This window comes from Microcella alkalica (assembly GCF_014595885.1).
GTDB classification, from domain to species: Bacteria; Actinomycetota; Actinomycetes; order Actinomycetales; family Microbacteriaceae; genus Microcella; species Microcella alkaliphila_B.
Genome location: NZ_JABUKC010000001.1, coordinates 840,445 through 858,342, shown reverse-complemented (window position 1 = coordinate 858,342; position 17,898 = coordinate 840,445). Strand labels below are relative to the sequence as shown.

Sequence of the window (17,898 nt, the reverse complement as noted above, 5' to 3'; positions counted from 1 at the left end):
CCCGCGCCGCCTCGGCGAGTCAGCGCACGTCAGGCGAGGACGGCGGAGAAGCCCGAGATCGAGATGACGAGGCCCGCGACGAGCAGCACGAGGTTGACGGCGCCAGCCGCAAGCCCGGCGACCGCGAGCCCGCGACCCCGGGTGACGCCGTTGCCTGTCTCGCGCACACCGCGCGTGCCGGTGATCGCGCAGACGGTCAGCAGCGCGGCGTTGACGACGAACACGACGGAGAGCGAGACGAACACGGGGGCCCACGCCCCGGTGGTGACGCCGGCCTCCGTGGCCGCGACCGCCTGACGCCCGAGCTCGGCGGTCAGCAGGTTGCCGAGCACCGAGACGACGACCGGCAGGATGCCCGTGACGAGCGCCCAGGTTGCGGCCCGGCTGCGCGCCGGTGGCGGCGTGTACCGGCGCGGGGCGGCCGCACGCGCGCCGACCGGGCTCGCCGGGCTGGCGGCGGATGCACCGGCGACCTCCGCCGGCGAGACGGTCGAGGGGGCGGCTTCAGCCGGCGAGGCCGACCCGGTCGACCCGTTCGATCCGGCGGAGGCGGGCGTCGCGTAGTCGCTCGCGCGCCCGATGTGGGCGGGGTTCGCTCCCGGGCCCGGCAGCGTGCGTGCGGTGATCACGGGCACCCCCAGCGGATGCTCGACGGGCGCCGCCTCGGCCTCGCGCTCAGCGAGCAGGCCGAGGATGCTCGTGCGCTCGGCGGGTGCGGGAGCCAGCGGCCCGAGGGCGGGCACCGGCTCGAAGTCGGCGGGCGGCTCGGCCACGGGGGCCGTCGGCGAGGGCGTGACGGGCGTCGGCTGCGGCGCGATCGACTCGGGCACCGTGATCGGGGCGGCCGCAGCCGCTGGCACCGCAGCCGGCGGTGTCGAGGCGGCGATGAGCGGCGCGCCGCACTGGGTGCAGAAGCGCTGGCCGTCGCGGATCGGCGCGGCGCACACCGGGCATGCCGCCACAGGCCGTCACCGCCTTCTCTCGCTCGGGTGGGCGGGGCTCGAGAGCGGCCCCTCTGCGAGGCTAGCGACGCCGACGCTCGCTCATCTCGCCCCCGTGAGGGGGTGGAGCGCTCGCGCGCTCTTGACCCTGGACGGATCGCCGGGGCACCATAGGGGCAGATCAACTCGCCGCCCAGGAGCGCCGGAGGCTTCGCCCCGCCACTGGGCGGCGAGTCTGTTAACGCTCGTCGGTCGTGTCCCCCGAACGTGGGGTCCAGTCGGAGCAAACCCTTCGTGCAGCAGCGCCGAACACCACGCGTATCGGGAACGAGCCGAGGACTCCGGGGGGTTGCATCCGGGGGGAGCGTCGCGGGGGGCCGCGACGGCAGGGAGGACTCGGACGGGCCGGTCGACGCGCGGGGGCGCGACGACCGGCCCCCATTCCCGCTCGGCGACGCTAGGGCGTGACGCGCCCGGTCATGAGGGCGTGCCGCGAGCGCGCCACCCGCTGCAGCAGCTCCGCCTCGTCGAGCTGCGCGCCGATGCGGTCACGATCGCCGAGGATGCGCTGGCGCGCGTGCGCGAGGCGCGTCGCGTCGCGCACGAACGCGCGCATGAGCCCCGCCACCCCGTGGCGCGCGGCCCACGCCTGCGCCGTGCGCCGCCCGGCGGGCGTGGCGAGCATCGCGACCTCCTGCGGGTGGAACCAGCCGACCGCGGCGTACTCGGCGAGCCGCTCGGCGGTGAGCCGCTGCTCCTGGCGCCGCAGCAGCACGACGAACCAGACGGCGAGCAGGAACATCGGCACCTGCACGACGACGTAGTAGCCATAGAAGTCGCCGACGAATAACAGCGCGCCGTTCCAGAACGCGTGCAGCAGGATGGCCGGCACCGCGCCGAGCAGGAACAGCAGAACTCCCGCGACCGCCCCGACGTGCCGCGCGGCGAAGCCGAGCGCGACGCCGATGAAGGCGGTGAACATGACGTGCGCGAAGGGCGACATGAGCCCCCGGATGAGGAAGATCTCGATCGTGCCGGCGCTCAGCAGTCCGCCCTCGGCCAGCTGCGTGCCGAAGTAGAGGATGTTCTCGGTGAAGGCGAACCCTCCGGCGACGGTCGCCGCGTAGACGATGCCGTCGACGGGGCCGTCGAAGTGCCGCCGCACGAACCAGAACAGCAGCAGCACACCGAGGCCTTTGCCGAGCTCCTCGACGATCGGTGCCTGCACCGCGGCCCCCAGGAACTCGACCGCGCCCGGGTCGGCGTCGATGCCGGCGACGATGCTCTGGATCTCGGCGTCGACGACGAGCGCGATGAGCACGCTCACCCCCGCACCCCACAGAAACGCGAAGGCGAGCGCCCCGCGGGGCTCCGGCTCCCACCGGTCGATCCAGCGGATGCCCGCGAAGACGATCGCGAGCGGCACGAGCGCCATGACGCCACCGACGACCACCCCCGCGGGGCCGAGCCCGACGAGCAGGTACAGGGCGACCAGCAGCGCGACGACGCCGACGAGCGCGAAGCCGAGGACGGCGAGCACGGTGAGCGCCGCCGAGCGTCGTCGGGGCGTCGTGCCGAGCACCGGCTGCGCGGGTGACGCCGCTTCAGCCCGGACGCTCTCGGGCGCGGCCGTCGGGGCGGCGGAGGCGCCGGGGGCGAGCCCGCCCGTCGCCGACCAGTCGGGCGTGCGCGCGAGGTGCGCGCTCGCGTCGGGGTGCTGGGTCATGGTCGCGAGCATAGCGACGGCGTGCGACGCGGGCGTCGACGACGGGGATGTCCGTTTTCCGCTGGTGCGAGCATCCCCCCGGTGGCATCGTGGTCGCGTGCCGCCCCTCGACCACGCCACCTGCTACCGGGCCCTCGCCTCGCGCGACGCGCGATTCGACGGCCAGTTCATCGCGGGCGTGCGCACGACCGGCATCTACTGCCGCCCCTCGTGCCCGGCGACGACGCCGAAGCCGCACAACGTCAGCTTCTACCCGACCGCCGCCGCCGCGCACGAGGCGGGCCTGCGCGCGTGCAAGCGCTGCCAGCCCGACGCCGTGCCCGGCAACCCCGACTGGAACCTGCGCGACGACCTCGCCGCGCGTGCCATGCGGCTCATCACCGACGGCGTCGTCGAGCGCGAGGGCGTGCCGGGCCTCGCGGCGCGGCTCGGGTACTCCAGCAGGCACCTTGGGCGCGTGCTGCAGGGCGAGCTCGGTGCCGGCCCGCTCGCCCTCGCCCGCGCCCACCGCGCCGAGTCGGCCCGAGCCCTGCTCGCCGGCACCGACCTGCCGGTGTCGGAGGTGGCGTTCGCCGCGGGCTTCGCGAGCCTGCGGCAGTGCAACGACACCGTGCGCGAGGTGTACGGGCTCGCCCCGACCGAGCTGCGCCGCCTCGCCCGATCGGGCCGGGTCGGCGTGCGCCTCGACGCCGTCGCGCACGCCGCGCTCTCCCCCGATGCGACGGGCCTCACGACCGTGACCGTGCGACTCGCGGCCCGCGCGCCGTTCGACGGCGCCGGACTCGTGCGCTACGTCGCCGACCACGCCGTGCACGGCGTCGAGGAGGTCGTCGACGGCGTCGTGCGGCGCTGGCTGCCGCTGCCCCACGGCCGCGCGCTCGTGCGGGTGCGGCTCGACGACGAGCGGCCGGGCGTCGTGTGCACGGCGAGCGTGAGCGCCCTCGCCGACGTCGCACCGCTCGTGGCGCGCGTGCGGCGCTGGTTCGATCTGGACGCCGACGCGGCCGCGATCGACGCGGCCCTGGGAGCGGATGCCCTGCTCGGGCCGCTCGTGGCGCAGCAGCCGGGCATCCGCATCGCCGGAGCCGTCGACCCGGGCGAGACGCTGCTGCGCACGATCGTCGGGCAGCAGATCTCGCTGCCCGCCGCGCGCACCGTGCTGGGCCGGCTCGCCGCCGACCTCGACGCGCTCGAGGGGCGCGAGCCGGTCGCCGGGCTGCGGGAGTTCCCGGGCGCCGACCGCATCGCGGCGCACGGCGCCGCGGTGCTGCGCGGACCGGCGAGCCGCATCCGCACGGTACTCGGCGTGGCGGAGGCGCTCGCGAGCGGCGCCCTCGCGATCGACGTGGGCATGCCGGCCGCCGAGCTCCGGGCGCGCCTGGAGGCCCTGCCGGGGGTCGGGCCGTGGACGGCCGGCTACGTGACGATGCGCGTGCTCGGCGCACCGGACATCCTGCTCGAGCACGACCTCGTGCTGCTGCGGTCGCTGCGCGCGCTCGGCGCCGCCGAGACGGCGACAGGCGCACGGATGCTCGGCGCGCGCTGGGCGCCGTGGCGCAGCTACGCGACCCTGCACCTGTGGAGAGCGGCTCCCCCGCCGATGCGGCGAGCGCGGGAGGATGGTGCGGCCCCGATCCGCGCACGGAAGGACGAGCGATGACCGACCGCGAGCACGACCTGCACGACCCGCTGCACGACCCGCTCACCGACGACGACCGGCTCGAGGAGTCGGCCCCGCTCGACCCCGACGCCCGACGCGACGTCGACCTCGACGACGACGCCGAGCTCGAGCTGCCCCCGCCGACCCTCGACCCCGAGGAGCGCGTCGAGGCCGAGCCCGACCCGGACATCGCGCTCGACGGCGACCGCCCGGCCGGCTGACCCGCCGCAACGCCTCGGCGCAACCCCGTGCCGCGCGGCACGCGGCGTCGTTAGCGTGCGGCCATGATCATGCGATACCGCGGCGCCAGCACGCAGGGCACCTTCTGGCAGCGCCACAGCCTGTCGATCGTGCTCGCCGCCATCCTCATCGCGCAGACCGCGCTCGCCGTGCTCGCCGGCCACCACGTCTGGGTCGGCGAGCAGCAGCACGCCGGCGAACCGCTCGAGGCCGGCGAGTTCTGGATCTGGTTCTTCTGGGAGTACAACATCAGCCTCGTCGCCGACACTTACGGCGTGATCCTCATCGTGCTGCTGTCGAAGCGGCTCGTCGAGAAGGGCAGCGCCGAATCGAACTGAGCCGCGCCGCCTCACGCCGCTGTCAACCCCGTCGCCGCGGCGAGCGCCGCCCGCCTACGGTGGCCGCGCCGCCGCACCCGCGGCCGCGGAAGGGAGCGTCGTGACCGACCAGCAGCACGAGCCGAAGCAGCAGACCGACCCGAATCAGCGCACCGACCCGACGACGAAGCACCACGCCGAGGGATTCCCCGAGCAGGAGCAGGACCAGCCGGGCCTCACGAGCGAGACGACGCCCGCCCCTGACCACGGCGAGCAGTCGTACCGCGGCAGCGGACGGCTCGAGGGCCGTCGCACGCTCATCACCGGCGGCGACAGCGGCATCGGCCGGGCCGTCGCGATCGCCTTCGCGCGCGAGGGCGCCGACGTCGCGATCGCCTACCTGCGCGAGGAGCAGGCCGACGCGGAGGAGACCGCGCGCTGGGTGCGCGAGGCCGGCCGGCACTGCGAGCTGCTGCCGGGCGACGTTCGCGACGTCGAGCACGCGGCGCGCATCGTCGAGCGCACCGTCGAGGCGCTCGGCGGGCTCGACGTGCTCGTGCTCAACGCCGCCTACCAGGAGAACCGCGACAGCCTCGAGTCGCTGCCGATGGACGACTTCGACCGCGTCATGAAGACGAATCTCTACGGGCTCGTCGCGAGCGCGAAGGCGGCCGTGCCGCACCTCAGCCCCGGCGCGTCGATCATCGTGACCGCGTCGATCCAGGCCTTCCAGCCCTCGGCGAAGCTCGTCGACTACGCCATGACGAAGGCCGCGCAGGTCGCGTTCGTGCGGGCGATGGCCGACGAGCTCGGCGAGCGGGGCATCCGCGTCAACGCCGTCGCGCCCGGGCCGATCTGGACCCCGCTGATCCCCGCCACGAGCTGGCCGGACTCGCTGCCGAGCTTCGGGCAGGACACCCCGCTCGGCCGCGCCGGCCAGCCCGCCGAGGTCGCGCCTGCGTACGTGTACCTCGCGAGCGAGCAGGCCAGCTACGTCTCCGGCGGCGTGCTGCCGGTCACCGGCGGGAAGGCGCTCTGATGGCGCCGACGGATGCCCGGCCGAGCCTCAAGGACCCGGAGCTGTACGACAAGCTCACCGGCGAGGGCATGAGTGAGAGCAAGGCCGCGCGCATCAGCAACGCCGCGGCGCGCGACGGCCGCTCGGCCGTCGGCCGCCGCGGCGGCAAGGGCGAGGACTACGAGGCGCGGACGGTCTCCGAGCTGCGCGCCCGCGCCAAGGAGCTCGGTCTCACCGGGTACTCGGGCAAGCGCAAGAGCGAGCTCATCGCGATGCTGCGCGAGCACTAGGCAGGAGCATCCGCGAACGACGACGGCGGCCGCCCCCTCGGGAGCGGCCGCCGCGTCGCGCGAGGGTGCGGTCAGTCCTCGACGGGCACCATCGGCAGCGCGATCGCGCCGGTGGCCGGCACGGCGCCCGAGAGCCGCTCGGGCGAGAGCACGCGCTCGACGTCCTCCGCCGACATGAGGCCCCGTTCGACGACGATCTGCCGGATCGACAGCGGCGAGTTCAGCGCCTCGTACGCGAGCTTCGCCGAGGCCTGGTAGCCGATGTAGGGCGTGAGGGCGGTCACGACGCCGACGCTCAGGTCGACCATCTCGGTCAGGCGCTCGACGTTGGCGGTGATGCCGTCGACGCAGTTGAGGCGCAGCGTGCGGCAGGCGTTCGTCATCCACGCGAGCGACTGCATGATGCTCGTCGCAATGACCGGCTCGAAGGCGTTGAGCTGCAGCTGCCCCGCCTCGGCGGCGGCCGTGACCGTCGCATCCGCGCCGATGATCGAGAACGCGACCTGGTTGACGACCTCCGGGATCACCGGGTTGACCTTGCCGGGCATGATCGACGAGCCCGCCTGGCGCGGCGGCAGGTTGATCTCGCCGAGACCGGCCTGCGGGCCCGACGACAGCAGGCGCAAGTCGTTGCAGATCTTCGACAGCTTCACCGCGGCGCGCTTGAGCGTGCCGGAGAGCGTCATGAAGATGCCCGCGTCGCTCGTGGCCTCGATGAGGTCGGGCGCGGTCTGCATCTCGTAGCCGGAGATCTCGCTGAGGTGCCGGCGCACCGCCTCGGCGTAGCGGGGGTCGGCGGTGATGCCGGTGCCGATCGCGGTCGCGCCGAGGTTGATCTCGTTGAGCCACGGGATGACCTCAGAGAGCCGGTCGTAGTCCTCGCGGAGGGTCGTGGCGAAGCCGCGGAACTCCTGCCCGAGGGTCATCGGCACGGCATCCTGCAGCTGCGTGCGCCCCACCTTGAGGATGTGCGCGAACTCGCGGCCCTTGCGCGAGAACGCCTCGCTCAGAAGCTCGTGCTCGTCGAGCAGCGTGCGCAGGCTCAGCACCATGCCGAGCTTGATCGCCGTCGGGTAGACGTCGTTCGTCGACTGGCTGCGGTTGACGTCGTCGATCGGGTGCAGGTGCTCGTACTCGCCCTTGGCGTGGCCGAGCAGCTCGAGGCCGCGGTTGGCGATGATCTCGTTGACCGACATGTTCGTGCTCGTGCCGGCGCCGCCCTGCAGCACGCCGAGCACGAACTGGTCGTGGAGGTGGCCCTCGATGACCTCCTGGCAGGCGCGGTCGATGACGTCGGCCTTCGCCGGGTCGAGGACGCCGATCTCGCGGTTCGCGCGCGCGGCCGCCTGCTTGACGTACGCGAGGGCGATGACGAGGTTCGGGTGATTCGAGAGAGCGCGCCGCGTGATCGGGAAGTTCTCGAGCGCTCGCGCGGTGTGGATGCCCCAGTAGGCGTCGGCGGGGATGGGCATCGAGCCGAGCGAATCGTGCTCCATGCGCATCTCGCGCGGCCCGTCACCCCCCTCCGCGAGCCCCGGGCGGTAGATCGGGACTCCGTCGTCGCTCGTCGTGAAACTGGGAGCAGGGCCGGTGGTGCGCACCATGGATGGATGCCTCTTCCTTGTGGGTCCGACAGCAGTGGCGGTGGCCCTCCCAGTCTAGGGGGCGGGCTCGAGGCGCACGCGTCGCGTCACCAGGTGCGAGGGCACGGGCGCGTGCGAGATGACGAGCACCGCGCGGTCGTCGCCGATGGCCGCGCCGAGCAGCTGCTCGAGCACGGCCTCGGCGCGCTCGGGGTCGACGTTCGCGGTCGGCTCGTCGAGCACGAGCACGGGCGCCTCGCACAGCAGCCCGCGCGCGAGCGCGAGGCGCTGCGCCTGCCCGCCCGACACGAGGCGGCCGCGCTCGCCGACGGGCGCGTCGAGCCCGCCGCGCTCGGCGACCCACTCGGCGAGCCCGACGCGCTCGAGCACCGCGAGCAGCTCGGCGTCGGTCGCCGTGTCGCGCGCGAACAGCAGGTTCTGCCGGATCGACTCGTCGAACAGGTGCGGCTGCTGCTCGAGCAGCACCACGCGCCGCCGCACATCGTCGGGGTGCAGTCGGCGCACGTCGACGCCGCCGAGCTCGTAGCGCCCCTCGTGCTCGAGGAACCGCACGAGCACGTGCGCGAGCGTCGTCTTGCCGGCGCCGCTCGGCCCGTGCAGCACGACGCGGTCGCCGGGCCGCAGGTCGAGGTCGAGCGGTGCGAGGGCCGGGCGCGCGGCTCCCGGCCAGCGCGCCGACACACCCCGCAGGCGGATGCTCGGCTCGAGCCCCTCGATCGACACCGGCTGCTGCGGCGCGACGGGGATCTCCACCGGCACCGACTCGGGCACGACGTCGGCCACCCGCTCGGCGCTCGCGCGCACGCGCCACCAGGCGCCGAGCGCGGCGGGCAGAGCGCCGACGACCTCGACGATCGCGAGCGGCACGAGCACGAGCAGGGCAAGTTCGGGGCCCGTGAGGGCGCCCGCGGCGAGCTCGGGCTGCACGACGAGCAACGTCGCGACGAGCATCCCCCCGCCGCCCAGCGTGACGAGGGCGGCGACGGAGCCCTGCGCGGCCGACTGCCGCGATTGCGCGCGCCGCAGGCGTGCGTCGAGGTCGAGCACGCGCTCTCGGCGGGCGGCGTCGGCCCCGAAGGCCCGCAGCGTCTCCCACCGGGCGAGGTACTCCAGCACCGCGTCGGCGAGCTCCGCGCGCAGGGGCGCGATGCGGCGCTCCGCGTCGCGACTGAGCGCCGACAGCACGGCGGTCGCCGCGGCGGTCGTCGCGATGAGGCCGACGAGCAGCACGGCCGCGGCGACGGGCGACAGCCAGGCGACGCCGACGACGGCGAGGCCGGCGACGATCGCCGCGCTCACGAGCGGCTGCACGACCCGCAGCGGCAGATCCTGCAGGGTGTCGACGTCGCGCACGAGGGTCGTCAGCACGTCGCCGGAGCGCGTGCCGCGCAACCCGTCCGGCGCGACCGGCAGCAGCCGGCGGAAGACGCTGACGCGCAGACCCGCGAGCGCGCGGAAGGCCGCGTCGTGGCCAACGACGCGCTCGAGGTAGCGGAAGACGGCCCGACCGATTGCGAAGGCGCGCACGCCGACGATCGACATGCCGAGGAAGAGGATCGGCGGCTGCTCGGCGGCGCGGGCGATGAGCCAGGAGGCGGTCGCGAGCAGCGCGACCGACGACCCGGCGGCGAGGGCGCCGAGCAGGAGGGCAGGGGCGGCGGCCCGCAGCGGCGGCTGCGCGGCGCGCAGCACGGGGCGGATGCTCGCGGCGGCGGGCGGGGCGGGCTGCGATGTCGCGGTCATCGGCTCCGCACCTCCTCCAGTGTCGCCCGGGCGCCCGCACGATGCGCGGCCAGGTCGAGCACCTCGTCGGCCGCCTCCACGACGGCGGGTCGGTGGGTGACGACCACGACGAGCCGCCCCGCGTCGGCCATCGCGCGCAGGCCGTCGACGACCCGCCGCTCGGCGTCGACGTCGAGCGCCGACGTGGGCTCGTCGAGCAGCACGACGTCGAGGTCATGCGCGAGCGCCCGGTAGAGGGCTCGCGCGATCGCGACGCGCTGCGCCTGGCCGCCGGAGAGTCCGGCGCCCGCGGGGCCGAGCACCGTCGCGACGGGCACGTCGATCGCGCCCGCGAGGGCGAGGGCGCGCGCGGCGAGCGCCGCATCGGGCGTGGCCTCCCCGAGAGCGACGACGTCGACGAGCGGCCCGGCGGTCAGCTCGGGACGCTGCCCCGCCCAGGCCAGCCGCGCCGGTCGCTGATCCGGCGGCAGCGCGACGCCGTCGATCAGCACGCGGCCGCCGTGCGGCGCGAAGCCGAGGATCGCCGCGAGCAGCGACGACTTGCCGGTGCCGCTCGAGCCGGTCACCGCGACGACCGTGCCGCGCCGCCACGCGGCGTCGAGCCCGTCGACGACGCGCACGCCGCCGCGGTCGACGCTCACGCCCTTGAGCGCGAGGGCGACGCCGTGCGCCTCGCCGGGCCGGGCCGCCGCGGGCGCGACGGGCGCGGCGGCGTCGGGGCGGGCATCCGCCTCGTGCAGCAGGTCGAGCACCTCCTCGGCGGCCGCGAGCCCGTCGGCGGCGGCGTGGAAGCGAGCACCGACCATGCGCAGCGGCAGGTACGCCTCAGGGGCCAGGATGAGCACGAACAGGCCGAGCGCGAACGGGATCGAGCCCTCGATGAGGCGCACGCCCACCGAGACGGCGACGACCGCGACCGACAGGCTCGCGGCGAGCTCGAGCGCGAAGCTCGACAGGAACGACACCCGCAGCACGCGCATCGTGCGCACGCGATAGTCGTCGGTGACGCGCTCGATGCGGGCCGACTGCCGGTGCTGCCGGCCGAAGATCGTCAGGGTCGACAGGCCCTGCACGACCTCGAGGAAGCCCTGCGAGAGCCGCTGCAGCGCCTGCCACTGCGAGCGCTGCATCGCCTGCGTCGCCCAGCCGATGAGCACCATGAACAGCGGGATCAGCGGCAGGGTCACGATGACGGCGATGCCCGTGGCGAGGTCGCTCAGCAGCAGCGCGGCGACGACGAGCGGCGTGGCGACCGCCGTGAGGATCAGCTGCGGCAGGTACTGCCCGACGTAGCCGTCGAGGGCGTCGAGCCCCTGCCCGACGAGCGTCGCGATGCCCGCGCTCGACCGCTGCCCGAGCGCCGCCGAGCCACCGCGGTCGACCGCCTCGATGACGCGCCGGCGCAGCTGGCTCTTCACCCGGGCGGCGCCGCGGGCGGCGAGCGCGTCGAGCGCGGCCTGGGTGAGCGATCGCACGACGACGGATGCGGCGGTCGCCGCCACGAGCATCCCCGCCTCGCTCAGCGGCGCGCCCTCGATGACGCGCGCGATGCTCTGCGCGGCGAACCAGCAGAAGGCGATGATGCTGGCGACGTGCAGGGCGGCGACGGCCGCGCCGACCGCGAGCAGGGATCTCGCGGCCGACGCGGTGCGCAGCAGGCGCGGGTCGAGGGGCTTCAGTGCGCCGCCCCCACCGGGATCGAGGCGCGCGTGACCCGCTTGCGGAAGACCCAGTACGTCCAGCCCTGATAGAGCAGCACGAGCGGGATCATGAACACCGCCACCCACGTCATGACCTCGAGGGTGTACTGCGAGCTCGACGCGTTCTCGATCGTGAGGCTGAACGCGGGGTCGATCGTCGAGGGCATGACGTTCGGGAACAGGGCCGCGAGGATCGTCGCGACCGCGAAGAGCGTCGTGACGGCCGAGAGGGTGAAGGCGACGCCCTCGCGCCCGACCCGGTTGGCGACCGTCGCACCGATGAGGGCGACCGCGGCGGCGGCGGCGAAGGCGGCGATGAGCGGCGCGTGGTCGACCCCGAGGTGGGCGACGACCGTCCAGACCAGGAACGCCGCGGCGACCACGATCGTGACGATGCCCGAGCGGCCGGCGAGGGCGCGGGCGCGCTCACGCAGCTCGCCGTCGGTCTTGAGCGCGACGAACTGCACGCCGTGCGTGAAGAACAGCAGCAGCGTCGCGAGCCCGCCGAGGATGCCGTACGGGTTCAGCAGCGTGAACAGCGTGCCGGTGTAGTTGCCGGCCTCGTCGATCGGCGTGCCCTGCACGATGTTGGCGAAGGCGACACCCCACAGGAACGCCGGTACGGCCGAGCCGACGACGATCATGAGGTCGAAGCGCTTCGCCCACTGCGGGCTGCGGCCCTGATGGCGGTACTCGAACGAGACGCCGCGCAGGATGAGCGCCACGAGGATCAGCAGCAGCGCGAGGTAGAACCCGCTGAACAGCGTGGCGTACCAGTACGGGAAGGCCGCGAACAGCGCGGCGCCGGCGACGATGAGCCAGGTCTCGTTGAGATCCCAGACCGGGCCGATCGTGTTGATGATCTGCCGGCGGTCGGTGTCGTCCTTGCCGAGGAAGGGCAGCGACATGCCCACGCCGAAGTCGAAGCCGTCGAGCACGAAGTAGCCGACGAAGAAGAACCCGACGATGACGAACCAGAGGAATGCGAGATCCATGAGGGGCTCCTAGTAGACCGTGGCGAGCTTCTGCGGGTCGACGGCGTCCGGGTCGGAGTGCTGCTCCCACTCCTTCGGGCCCTCGATCGCGGCGCGCTTGATGAGGCGGAAGTCGACGACGGCGAGCGCGCCGTAGACGATCGTGAACACGACGAGCGAGATGAGCACCTCGAGGCCCGTGACGTTCGGTGAGACGCCGTCCTCCGTCTTCATGAGGCCGAAGACGAGCCACGGCTGGCGGCCCATCTCGGTGAAGATCCAGCCGACGAGGCTCGCGATCATGGGCAGCGGCGCGGCCCAGATGGCGACCTTCCACGCCCAGCCGGCCGGTCGGCGGCCACCTCGGGTGATCCACAGGCCGACGGCCGAGATGAGCGCGGCGAGGGCGCCGAGGCCGATCATCCAGCGGAAGGCCCAGTAGGTCACCCAGATGATCGGCGTGTAGTCGCCGGGGCCCCACTGCTCGGCGTACTGCGCCTGCAGGTCGTTGATGCCCTCGACCTCGCCCGTGAGGGTGTGGGTCGACAGCAGCGACAGCAGGTACGGCACGCGCACCGAGAAGATCTCGTTCGAGCCGTCGGGCGTGCCGAGCGAGAAGAGCGAGAAGCTCGCCGGGCCCGCCGTCTCGTAGAGGGCCTCGGCCGCGGCCATCTTCATGGGCTGGGTCGCGACCATGACGAGGCTCAGCTGGTCGCCGCTGATCGCGACGCCGGCGAAGGCGATGAGGTTCACGACGCCGCCGAACTTCAGCGCCGTGCGCATGGTGTCGTCGTACTGGCCGCGCGAGAGGTGATACGCCGCGACCGCGACGATGACGACGGCGGCGAACATGATCGAGGCGAAGATCGTGTGCGGGAACGACGCGAGCACGACCGGATTCGTGAGCACGGCCCCGATGTCGGTGAGCTCGGCCCGACCGCGCATCTCGTTGATCTGGTAGCCGACTGGGTTCTGCATGAACGCGTTCGCGGCGAGGATGAAGTAGGCCGACATCGCGGTGGAGATCGACACCATCCAGATCGACAGCAGGTGCAGCTTCGCCGGCAGCTTGTCCCAGCCGAAGATCCACAGGCCGATGAAAGTCGCCTCGAGGAAGAACGCGAGCAGACCCTCCATCGCGAGCGGCGCGCCGAAGACGTCGCCGACGAAGCGCGAGTAGTCGCTCCAGTTCATGCCGAACTGGAACTCCTGCACGATGCCCGTCACAACGCCCATCGCGAAGTTGATGAGGAAGATGCGGCCGAACAGGCGCGTCAGGTGCAGGTACTTCAGCGTGCCCGTGCGCACCCACGCGGTCTGCAGGATGGCCACGAGCAGGGCCATGCCGATCGTGAGCGGCACGAAGAGGAAGTGGTACAAGGTCGTGAGACCGAACTGCCAGCGGGCGAGGGCGAGTGGGTCGAGCCATTCGAGCACGGGAGTCAGACCGCCTTGCGTCAGTGAGGGGTGGGTACGGTTCAACCCTAGGAAGACGGTCGCGCGACGGGCACGGGCCGAAGGTCCCGAGATCGCGGGCGGCGCGCGCCGCGTTGGCGCTCAGCGCACACCGGCGGTCGCTGGGTAGGCTCCCGCTCGTGAACGACCTCCTTGGCGGCCTCCTCGACACGGTCGAGAGCGTCGACCCGGTCGTGCGCACGCTGCTCGCCGGGCTCTTCATCATGCTCGAGACGAGCGTGCTCATCGGGCTCGTCGTGCCGGGCGACACCGTCGTGCTCGTCGCCTCGACCGCCGTCGACTCCCCCGCCGAGTACTTCGGCCTCGCGCTCACCTGCATCGTCGGCGCCCTCGCCGGCGGCTCGATCGGGTTCTGGATCGGCCGCACGATCGGGCCCTGGCTGCGCCGGTCGCGAGCGGGCCGCCTCATCGGCGAGAGGAACTGGGTGCGGGCGGAGAACTTCCTCGACCACCGCGGCGGCATCGCCGTCTTCGTCTCACGGTTCCTGCCCGTGCTGCACTCGCTCACACCGCTCACCGTTGGCATGTCGACCCTGCGCTTCCGCACGTTCATCGCCTGGCTCGCGGCGGCGTCGACCATCTGGTCGTTCCTCTACGTCTCGGTCGGCTCCGCCGCCGCGGGCACCTACCGCGAGCTCGACGACCAGCTCAGCTGGGCGGCGTACCTCTTCGTGGGCATCATCCTCGTCTTCCTCGCCCTCGTGTGGGGCGTGAAGAAGCTGCTCGAGCGGTACTCGTCGCGCTTCGCCGACCACCCGGGCGATCGCGACGCGACCACGCGGGAGGACTGAGCGGGCGCGCGGGGCCCGCGCCGGGCATCCGCTGCACATGACGACGGGGGCGGAGCCTGACGCTCCGCCCCCGTCGTGGCGTGGATGCCGCGGGTCGCCTACTCGAGGAACCCGTTCTCGGTCAGCCAGCCCTCCGCGATCTCGGCGGCGCTCAGCTGGTCGACCGTGCTCTGCACGTTGAGGGCGACGAGGCCCTCGGGCGTGAGGGCGGCGCTGATCTCGTTGATGAGGTCGACGGCCTCCTGCGGCAGGTCGGCGCTCGCGAGCGGCACGACGTTCGAGGCGAGGAAGAGCCCCTCCGGGTCCTCCAGGGTCACGAGGTCGTTCTCGCCGATGCGCGGGTCGGCGCTGTAGACGTTGGCGATGTTCACGACGCCCTCGAGCAGGGCGTCGACGGTCGTCTCGCCGGTCGCCTGGAACTCGACCGTCACGCCGTAGACCTCCTGCAGGCCGGTCGGGCCGTAGGGGCGCTCCTCGAGCTCGGGATTGCCGCCGAGGATGAGGCCCTCGACGCCGGCGAGGTCGGCGATCGTCGTGAGGTCGTTGGCCTCGGCGAACTCGCGCGTGACGTTGTAGCTGTCCTGGTCGGTCGCGGGGCTGTAGTCGAGCACCTGCAGGCCCTCGGGCACGGCGCCCTGCAGCTCCTCGTACACCGCGTCGGCCTCGGTGGCCGTCGTGTCGGGCACGTAGAACTGCAGCAGGTTGCCGGTGTACTCGGGGAAGAGGTCGACCTCGCCGGCCTCGATCGCCGGAATGTACGCGTCGCGCTGGCCGATGTTGAGGTTGCGCTCGACGTCGAAGCCGGCGCTCTCGAGCGCCTGCGCGTAGATCTCGGCGATGATCTCGTTCGAGTAGTACGCCTGCGAGCCGACGACGATGGTGTCGCCGGAGCCGCTGTCGCCGGGTTCCGTACCGGGGTCCAGCGGATCCCCCGACGCGCACCCTGCCAGGGCCAATGCCGCCCCGACCACGGTCGCGCCGAGCGCGAACCGGCCCTTGTTCCTTGCTGTGATCATCACACTCTTCCTTCTTCTCGGTTCAGGCGGAGGGCTCCGCCACCGCCCGGCGTCGCGGTGACGCCGAGCGGACGATGGGGGTGCGGCCCGCGCGCACGCCGCGCGGCACCGCGAAGCGCTCGAGCAGCGCGAAGACCGCGTCGAGCAGCAGGGCCAGCGCGATGATGAGCAGCGCGCTGCCGAGCATCTGGTCGAACTGGCGCACGGCGATGCCCTGCACGATGCCGTAGCCGAGCCCGCCGAGGCCGACGAAGACGGCGAGCACGGCGGTCGCGACGACCTGGAGGGTCGCGCTGCGCAGGCCGCCGAACAGCAGCGGCAGCCCGAGCGGCACCTCGACGCGCCAGAGGATCTGCCCCTCGGTCATGCCCATCGCGCGCGCGGCGTCGATCGTGCGGCGGTCGATGACCTCGAATCCCGCGTACGCCCCGGCGAGGATCGGCGGGATCGCCAGGAGGACGAGCACCGCGATGACGATCGGGCCGCGGAGGGTGACCCCGACGAGCATGACGAACAGGAACAGCAGGCCGAACGAGGGCAGCGCACGCGCCGCGCCGGAGAGCCCGACGGCGAACTCGCGCCCCCGGCCGGTGTGGCCGATCAGCCAGCCGATCGGCACCGCGATGAGGGCCGCGACGCCGACGGCGATGACGGTGTAGAGCAAGTGCTCGCCGAGCCTCTGCGGCAGCGACCCGGAGCCGCTCCACTGCTCGGGCGCGGCGATCCAGGCGAAGGCGTCGAGGAAGAGGTTCATGCGCCGCTCCCCTGCACGCCCGTGCCGACCGTCGCGGGCGCGCGATCGACGAGCTGGCTGGGCTGCGCGACGCGCGACCGGCGACTCGCGCGCCCCGCTCTCGTCCATGGCATGAGCCAGGCGCCCAGCAGCGCGAGCACGCGGTCGAGCAGCAGGGCGATGAGCACCGTCACGACGACGCCCGTGAGCACCGAGGCGAGGATGCCGCGCTGGTAGCCGTTGGTGAACAGGTAGCCGAGGCTGTCGACGCCGACGATGACCCCAACCGTGAGCAGGCTCACCGTGCTCACGGCGACGACGCGCAGGCCCGCGAGCAGCACGGGCCCGGCGAGAGGGAGGTCGACCACCCAGAATCGGCGCCAGGAGGAGTACCCCATGGCCGTGGCGGCCTGCTGGATGTCCGGATCGACGCTCGCCAGGGCATCCGCCGTCGATCGCGCCATGATCGCGACCGCGTAGATGGTGAGCGCGATGAGCACGTTCGCCTCGCTGAGGAACGGCGTGCCGAGCAGCGGCGGCAGCACGACGAACAGCGCGAGCGAGGGGATCGTGTAGAGCAGGCCGACGAGCGTGAGGATGAGGCCTCGCGTGAGGCGGTATCGGTGCGCCACCCAGCCCAGCGGGATCGCGATGACGAAGCCGAGCACGATCGGCAGCAGGCTCAGGCGCAGGTGCGTGAGCGAGAGCTCGAGGATCTGCTCGAGGTTCGCGAGCACCCAGGTCACGAGGCGCTCGCCTCCGCCGGTCGGTCGACGAGCCGGCCGGCGAGGTTGCCGTCGGCGTCGACGAGCACGCGAGCGCCGTCGACCTCGCGGATGCTCAATGCGCGTCGGCCGCGGTCGGCGCCGACGAAGCTCGCCACGAAGTCGCTCGCGGGGTTGGCGAGGATCTCCTCCGGCGTACCGCGCTGGGCGATGCGCGCGCCCTTCTCGAGGATGACGACCTGGTCGCCGAGCAGGAACGCCTCGTCGATGTCGTGCGTCACGAACACGACGGTCTTGCCGAGCTCGCGCTGCAGGCGCAGCAGCTCCTGCTGCAGCTCGGCGCGCACGATCGGGTCGACGGCACCGAAGGGCTCGTCCATGAGCAGGATGTTGGGGTCGACGGCGAGCCCGCGCGCGACGCCGACGCGCTGCTGCTGGCCGCCGGAGAGCTGCGAGGGGTAGCGCTTGGCCATCGCGCGATCGAGCCCGACCGTGTCCATGAGCTCGAGCGCGCGCTCGTGGGCGGCACGCTTGGGAACGCCGTTGAGCCGCGGCACCGTCGCGATGTTGTCGATCACCGTGCGGTGCGGCAGCAGGCCGGAGTTCTGCATGACGTAGCCGATGCGGCGCCGCAGCTGCACGGGCTCGATCGCGGAGACGTTCTCGCCGTCGATCTCGAGCGCGCCGCTCGACGCGTCGACCATGCGGTTGATCATGCGTAGCAGGGTCGTCTTGCCGCAGCCGCTCGAGCCGACGAAGACGGTCGTGCGGCGGGAGGGGATGACGAGGCTGAAGTCGTCGACGGCGAGGGTGCCGTCGTCGAAGCGCTTGGAGATGGAGCGGAACTCGATCACGATGCTCGACTCTCGGTTGGATCAGCACTGAGGGTGCGCTCAGCGCGTTCCCAGTCAAGCAGTCGTCACCGACCGTTCGTCACGAATGCT

At 73.0% G+C, this 17,898-nt stretch carries 17 protein-coding genes; 6 read left to right on the top strand and 11 right to left on the bottom strand.

What is annotated here, in order from left to right:
• Positions 1 to 29: 29 nt before the first annotated feature.
• The gene (locus ID804_RS04160; RefSeq protein WP_169077653.1) at positions 30 to 947 is read right to left on the bottom strand and encodes a zinc-ribbon domain-containing protein; all 918 of its coding nucleotides are present in this window, start codon (positions 945 to 947) and stop codon (positions 30 to 32) included.
• A gap of 451 nt (positions 948 to 1,398) precedes the next feature.
• Entirely contained in the window at positions 1,399 to 2,667 is a 1,269-nt protein-coding gene (locus ID804_RS04155) for a PrsW family intramembrane metalloprotease (protein WP_169077652.1), read from the bottom strand.
• 97 nt (positions 2,668 to 2,764) lie between these two features.
• Between ID804_RS04155 and ID804_RS04150 the strand changes: the two genes are divergently transcribed.
• From ID804_RS04150 to ID804_RS04130, 5 genes are all read left to right on the top strand, one after another.
• Positions 2,765 to 4,327, top strand: coding sequence for an AlkA N-terminal domain-containing protein (locus ID804_RS04150; RefSeq protein WP_317451161.1), 1,563 nt, complete (start codon positions 2,765 to 2,767; stop codon positions 4,325 to 4,327).
• Positions 4,324 to 4,548, top strand: a complete 225-nt coding sequence (locus ID804_RS04145; RefSeq protein ID WP_169077650.1) for a hypothetical protein — start codon at positions 4,324 to 4,326, stop codon at positions 4,546 to 4,548. Before ID804_RS04150 ends, ID804_RS04145 begins: the two co-directional genes overlap by 4 nt.
• Positions 4,549 to 4,611: 63 nt before the next feature.
• On the top strand, positions 4,612 to 4,905 hold the full coding sequence (locus tag ID804_RS04140) for a hypothetical protein (protein ID WP_169077649.1): 294 nt from the start codon (positions 4,612 to 4,614) through the stop codon (positions 4,903 to 4,905).
• A gap of 100 nt (positions 4,906 to 5,005) precedes the next feature.
• Positions 5,006 to 5,923, top strand: a complete 918-nt coding sequence (locus ID804_RS04135; RefSeq protein ID WP_169077648.1) for an SDR family oxidoreductase — start codon at positions 5,006 to 5,008, stop codon at positions 5,921 to 5,923.
• Positions 5,923 to 6,192: a DUF7218 family protein gene (locus tag ID804_RS04130; protein ID WP_169077647.1), complete on the top strand. Its 270-nt coding sequence runs from the start codon at positions 5,923 to 5,925 to the stop codon at positions 6,190 to 6,192. The genes ID804_RS04135 and ID804_RS04130 overlap by 1 nt, the downstream gene beginning before the upstream one ends.
• Positions 6,193 to 6,263: 71 nt before the next feature.
• On the opposite strand, the gene ID804_RS04125 is transcribed toward ID804_RS04130, so the two are convergent.
• The 5 genes from ID804_RS04125 to ID804_RS04105 all read right to left on the bottom strand — a co-directional run bounded on the left by ID804_RS04125 (position 6,264) and on the right by ID804_RS04105 (position 13,650).
• Entirely contained in the window at positions 6,264 to 7,694 is a 1,431-nt protein-coding gene (locus ID804_RS04125) for an aspartate ammonia-lyase (RefSeq protein WP_169077811.1), read from the bottom strand.
• Between the two features lie 156 nt (positions 7,695 to 7,850).
• Positions 7,851 to 9,539, bottom strand: a complete 1,689-nt coding sequence (gene cydC / locus ID804_RS04120) for a thiol reductant ABC exporter subunit CydC (RefSeq protein WP_169077646.1) — start codon at positions 9,537 to 9,539, stop codon at positions 7,851 to 7,853.
• Positions 9,536 to 11,326 (bottom strand): thiol reductant ABC exporter subunit CydD, encoded by a 1,791-nt coding sequence (gene cydD / locus ID804_RS04115; protein ID WP_317451160.1) that lies wholly within the window; start codon positions 11,324 to 11,326, stop codon positions 9,536 to 9,538. The genes cydC and cydD overlap by 4 nt, the downstream gene beginning before the upstream one ends.
• Positions 11,215 to 12,234 carry a cytochrome d ubiquinol oxidase subunit II gene (gene cydB / locus ID804_RS04110; protein WP_169077645.1) on the bottom strand — a complete coding sequence of 340 codons (1,020 nt, stop codon included), beginning with the start codon at positions 12,232 to 12,234 and terminating at the stop codon, positions 11,215 to 11,217. Before cydB ends, cydD begins: the two co-directional genes overlap by 112 nt.
• Positions 12,235 to 12,243: 9 nt before the next feature.
• Positions 12,244 to 13,650: a cytochrome ubiquinol oxidase subunit I gene (locus ID804_RS04105; protein WP_169077644.1), complete on the bottom strand. Its 1,407-nt coding sequence runs from the start codon at positions 13,648 to 13,650 to the stop codon at positions 12,244 to 12,246.
• A gap of 158 nt (positions 13,651 to 13,808) precedes the next feature.
• On the opposite strand from ID804_RS04105, the gene ID804_RS04100 reads away from it, so the two are divergent.
• Complete coding sequence (locus tag ID804_RS04100) at positions 13,809 to 14,480, top strand: DedA family protein (RefSeq protein WP_169077643.1); 672 nt, start codon at positions 13,809 to 13,811, stop codon at positions 14,478 to 14,480.
• Positions 14,481 to 14,578: 98 nt separating this feature from the next.
• Here the strand turns inward: ID804_RS04100 and ID804_RS04095 are convergent, their stop codons facing one another.
• The 4 genes from ID804_RS04095 to ID804_RS04080 are packed head-to-tail and all read right to left on the bottom strand — an operon-like array spanning position 14,579 to position 17,808.
• Positions 14,579 to 15,496, bottom strand: coding sequence for an ABC transporter substrate-binding protein (locus tag ID804_RS04095; RefSeq protein WP_169077642.1), 918 nt, complete (start codon positions 15,494 to 15,496; stop codon positions 14,579 to 14,581).
• A gap of 22 nt (positions 15,497 to 15,518) precedes the next feature.
• Positions 15,519 to 16,250 (bottom strand): ABC transporter permease, encoded by a 732-nt coding sequence (locus tag ID804_RS04090; RefSeq protein WP_169077641.1) that lies wholly within the window; start codon positions 16,248 to 16,250, stop codon positions 15,519 to 15,521.
• Positions 16,247 to 16,975: an ABC transporter permease gene (locus ID804_RS04085; protein WP_169077640.1), complete on the bottom strand. Its 729-nt coding sequence runs from the start codon at positions 16,973 to 16,975 to the stop codon at positions 16,247 to 16,249. Before ID804_RS04085 ends, ID804_RS04090 begins: the two co-directional genes overlap by 4 nt.
• A complete protein-coding gene (locus ID804_RS04080; protein WP_169077639.1) occupies positions 16,972 to 17,808 on the bottom strand; it encodes an ABC transporter ATP-binding protein in 837 nt (278 codons plus the stop codon). The genes ID804_RS04085 and ID804_RS04080 overlap by 4 nt, the downstream gene beginning before the upstream one ends.
• Positions 17,809 to 17,898 lie beyond the last annotated feature (90 nt).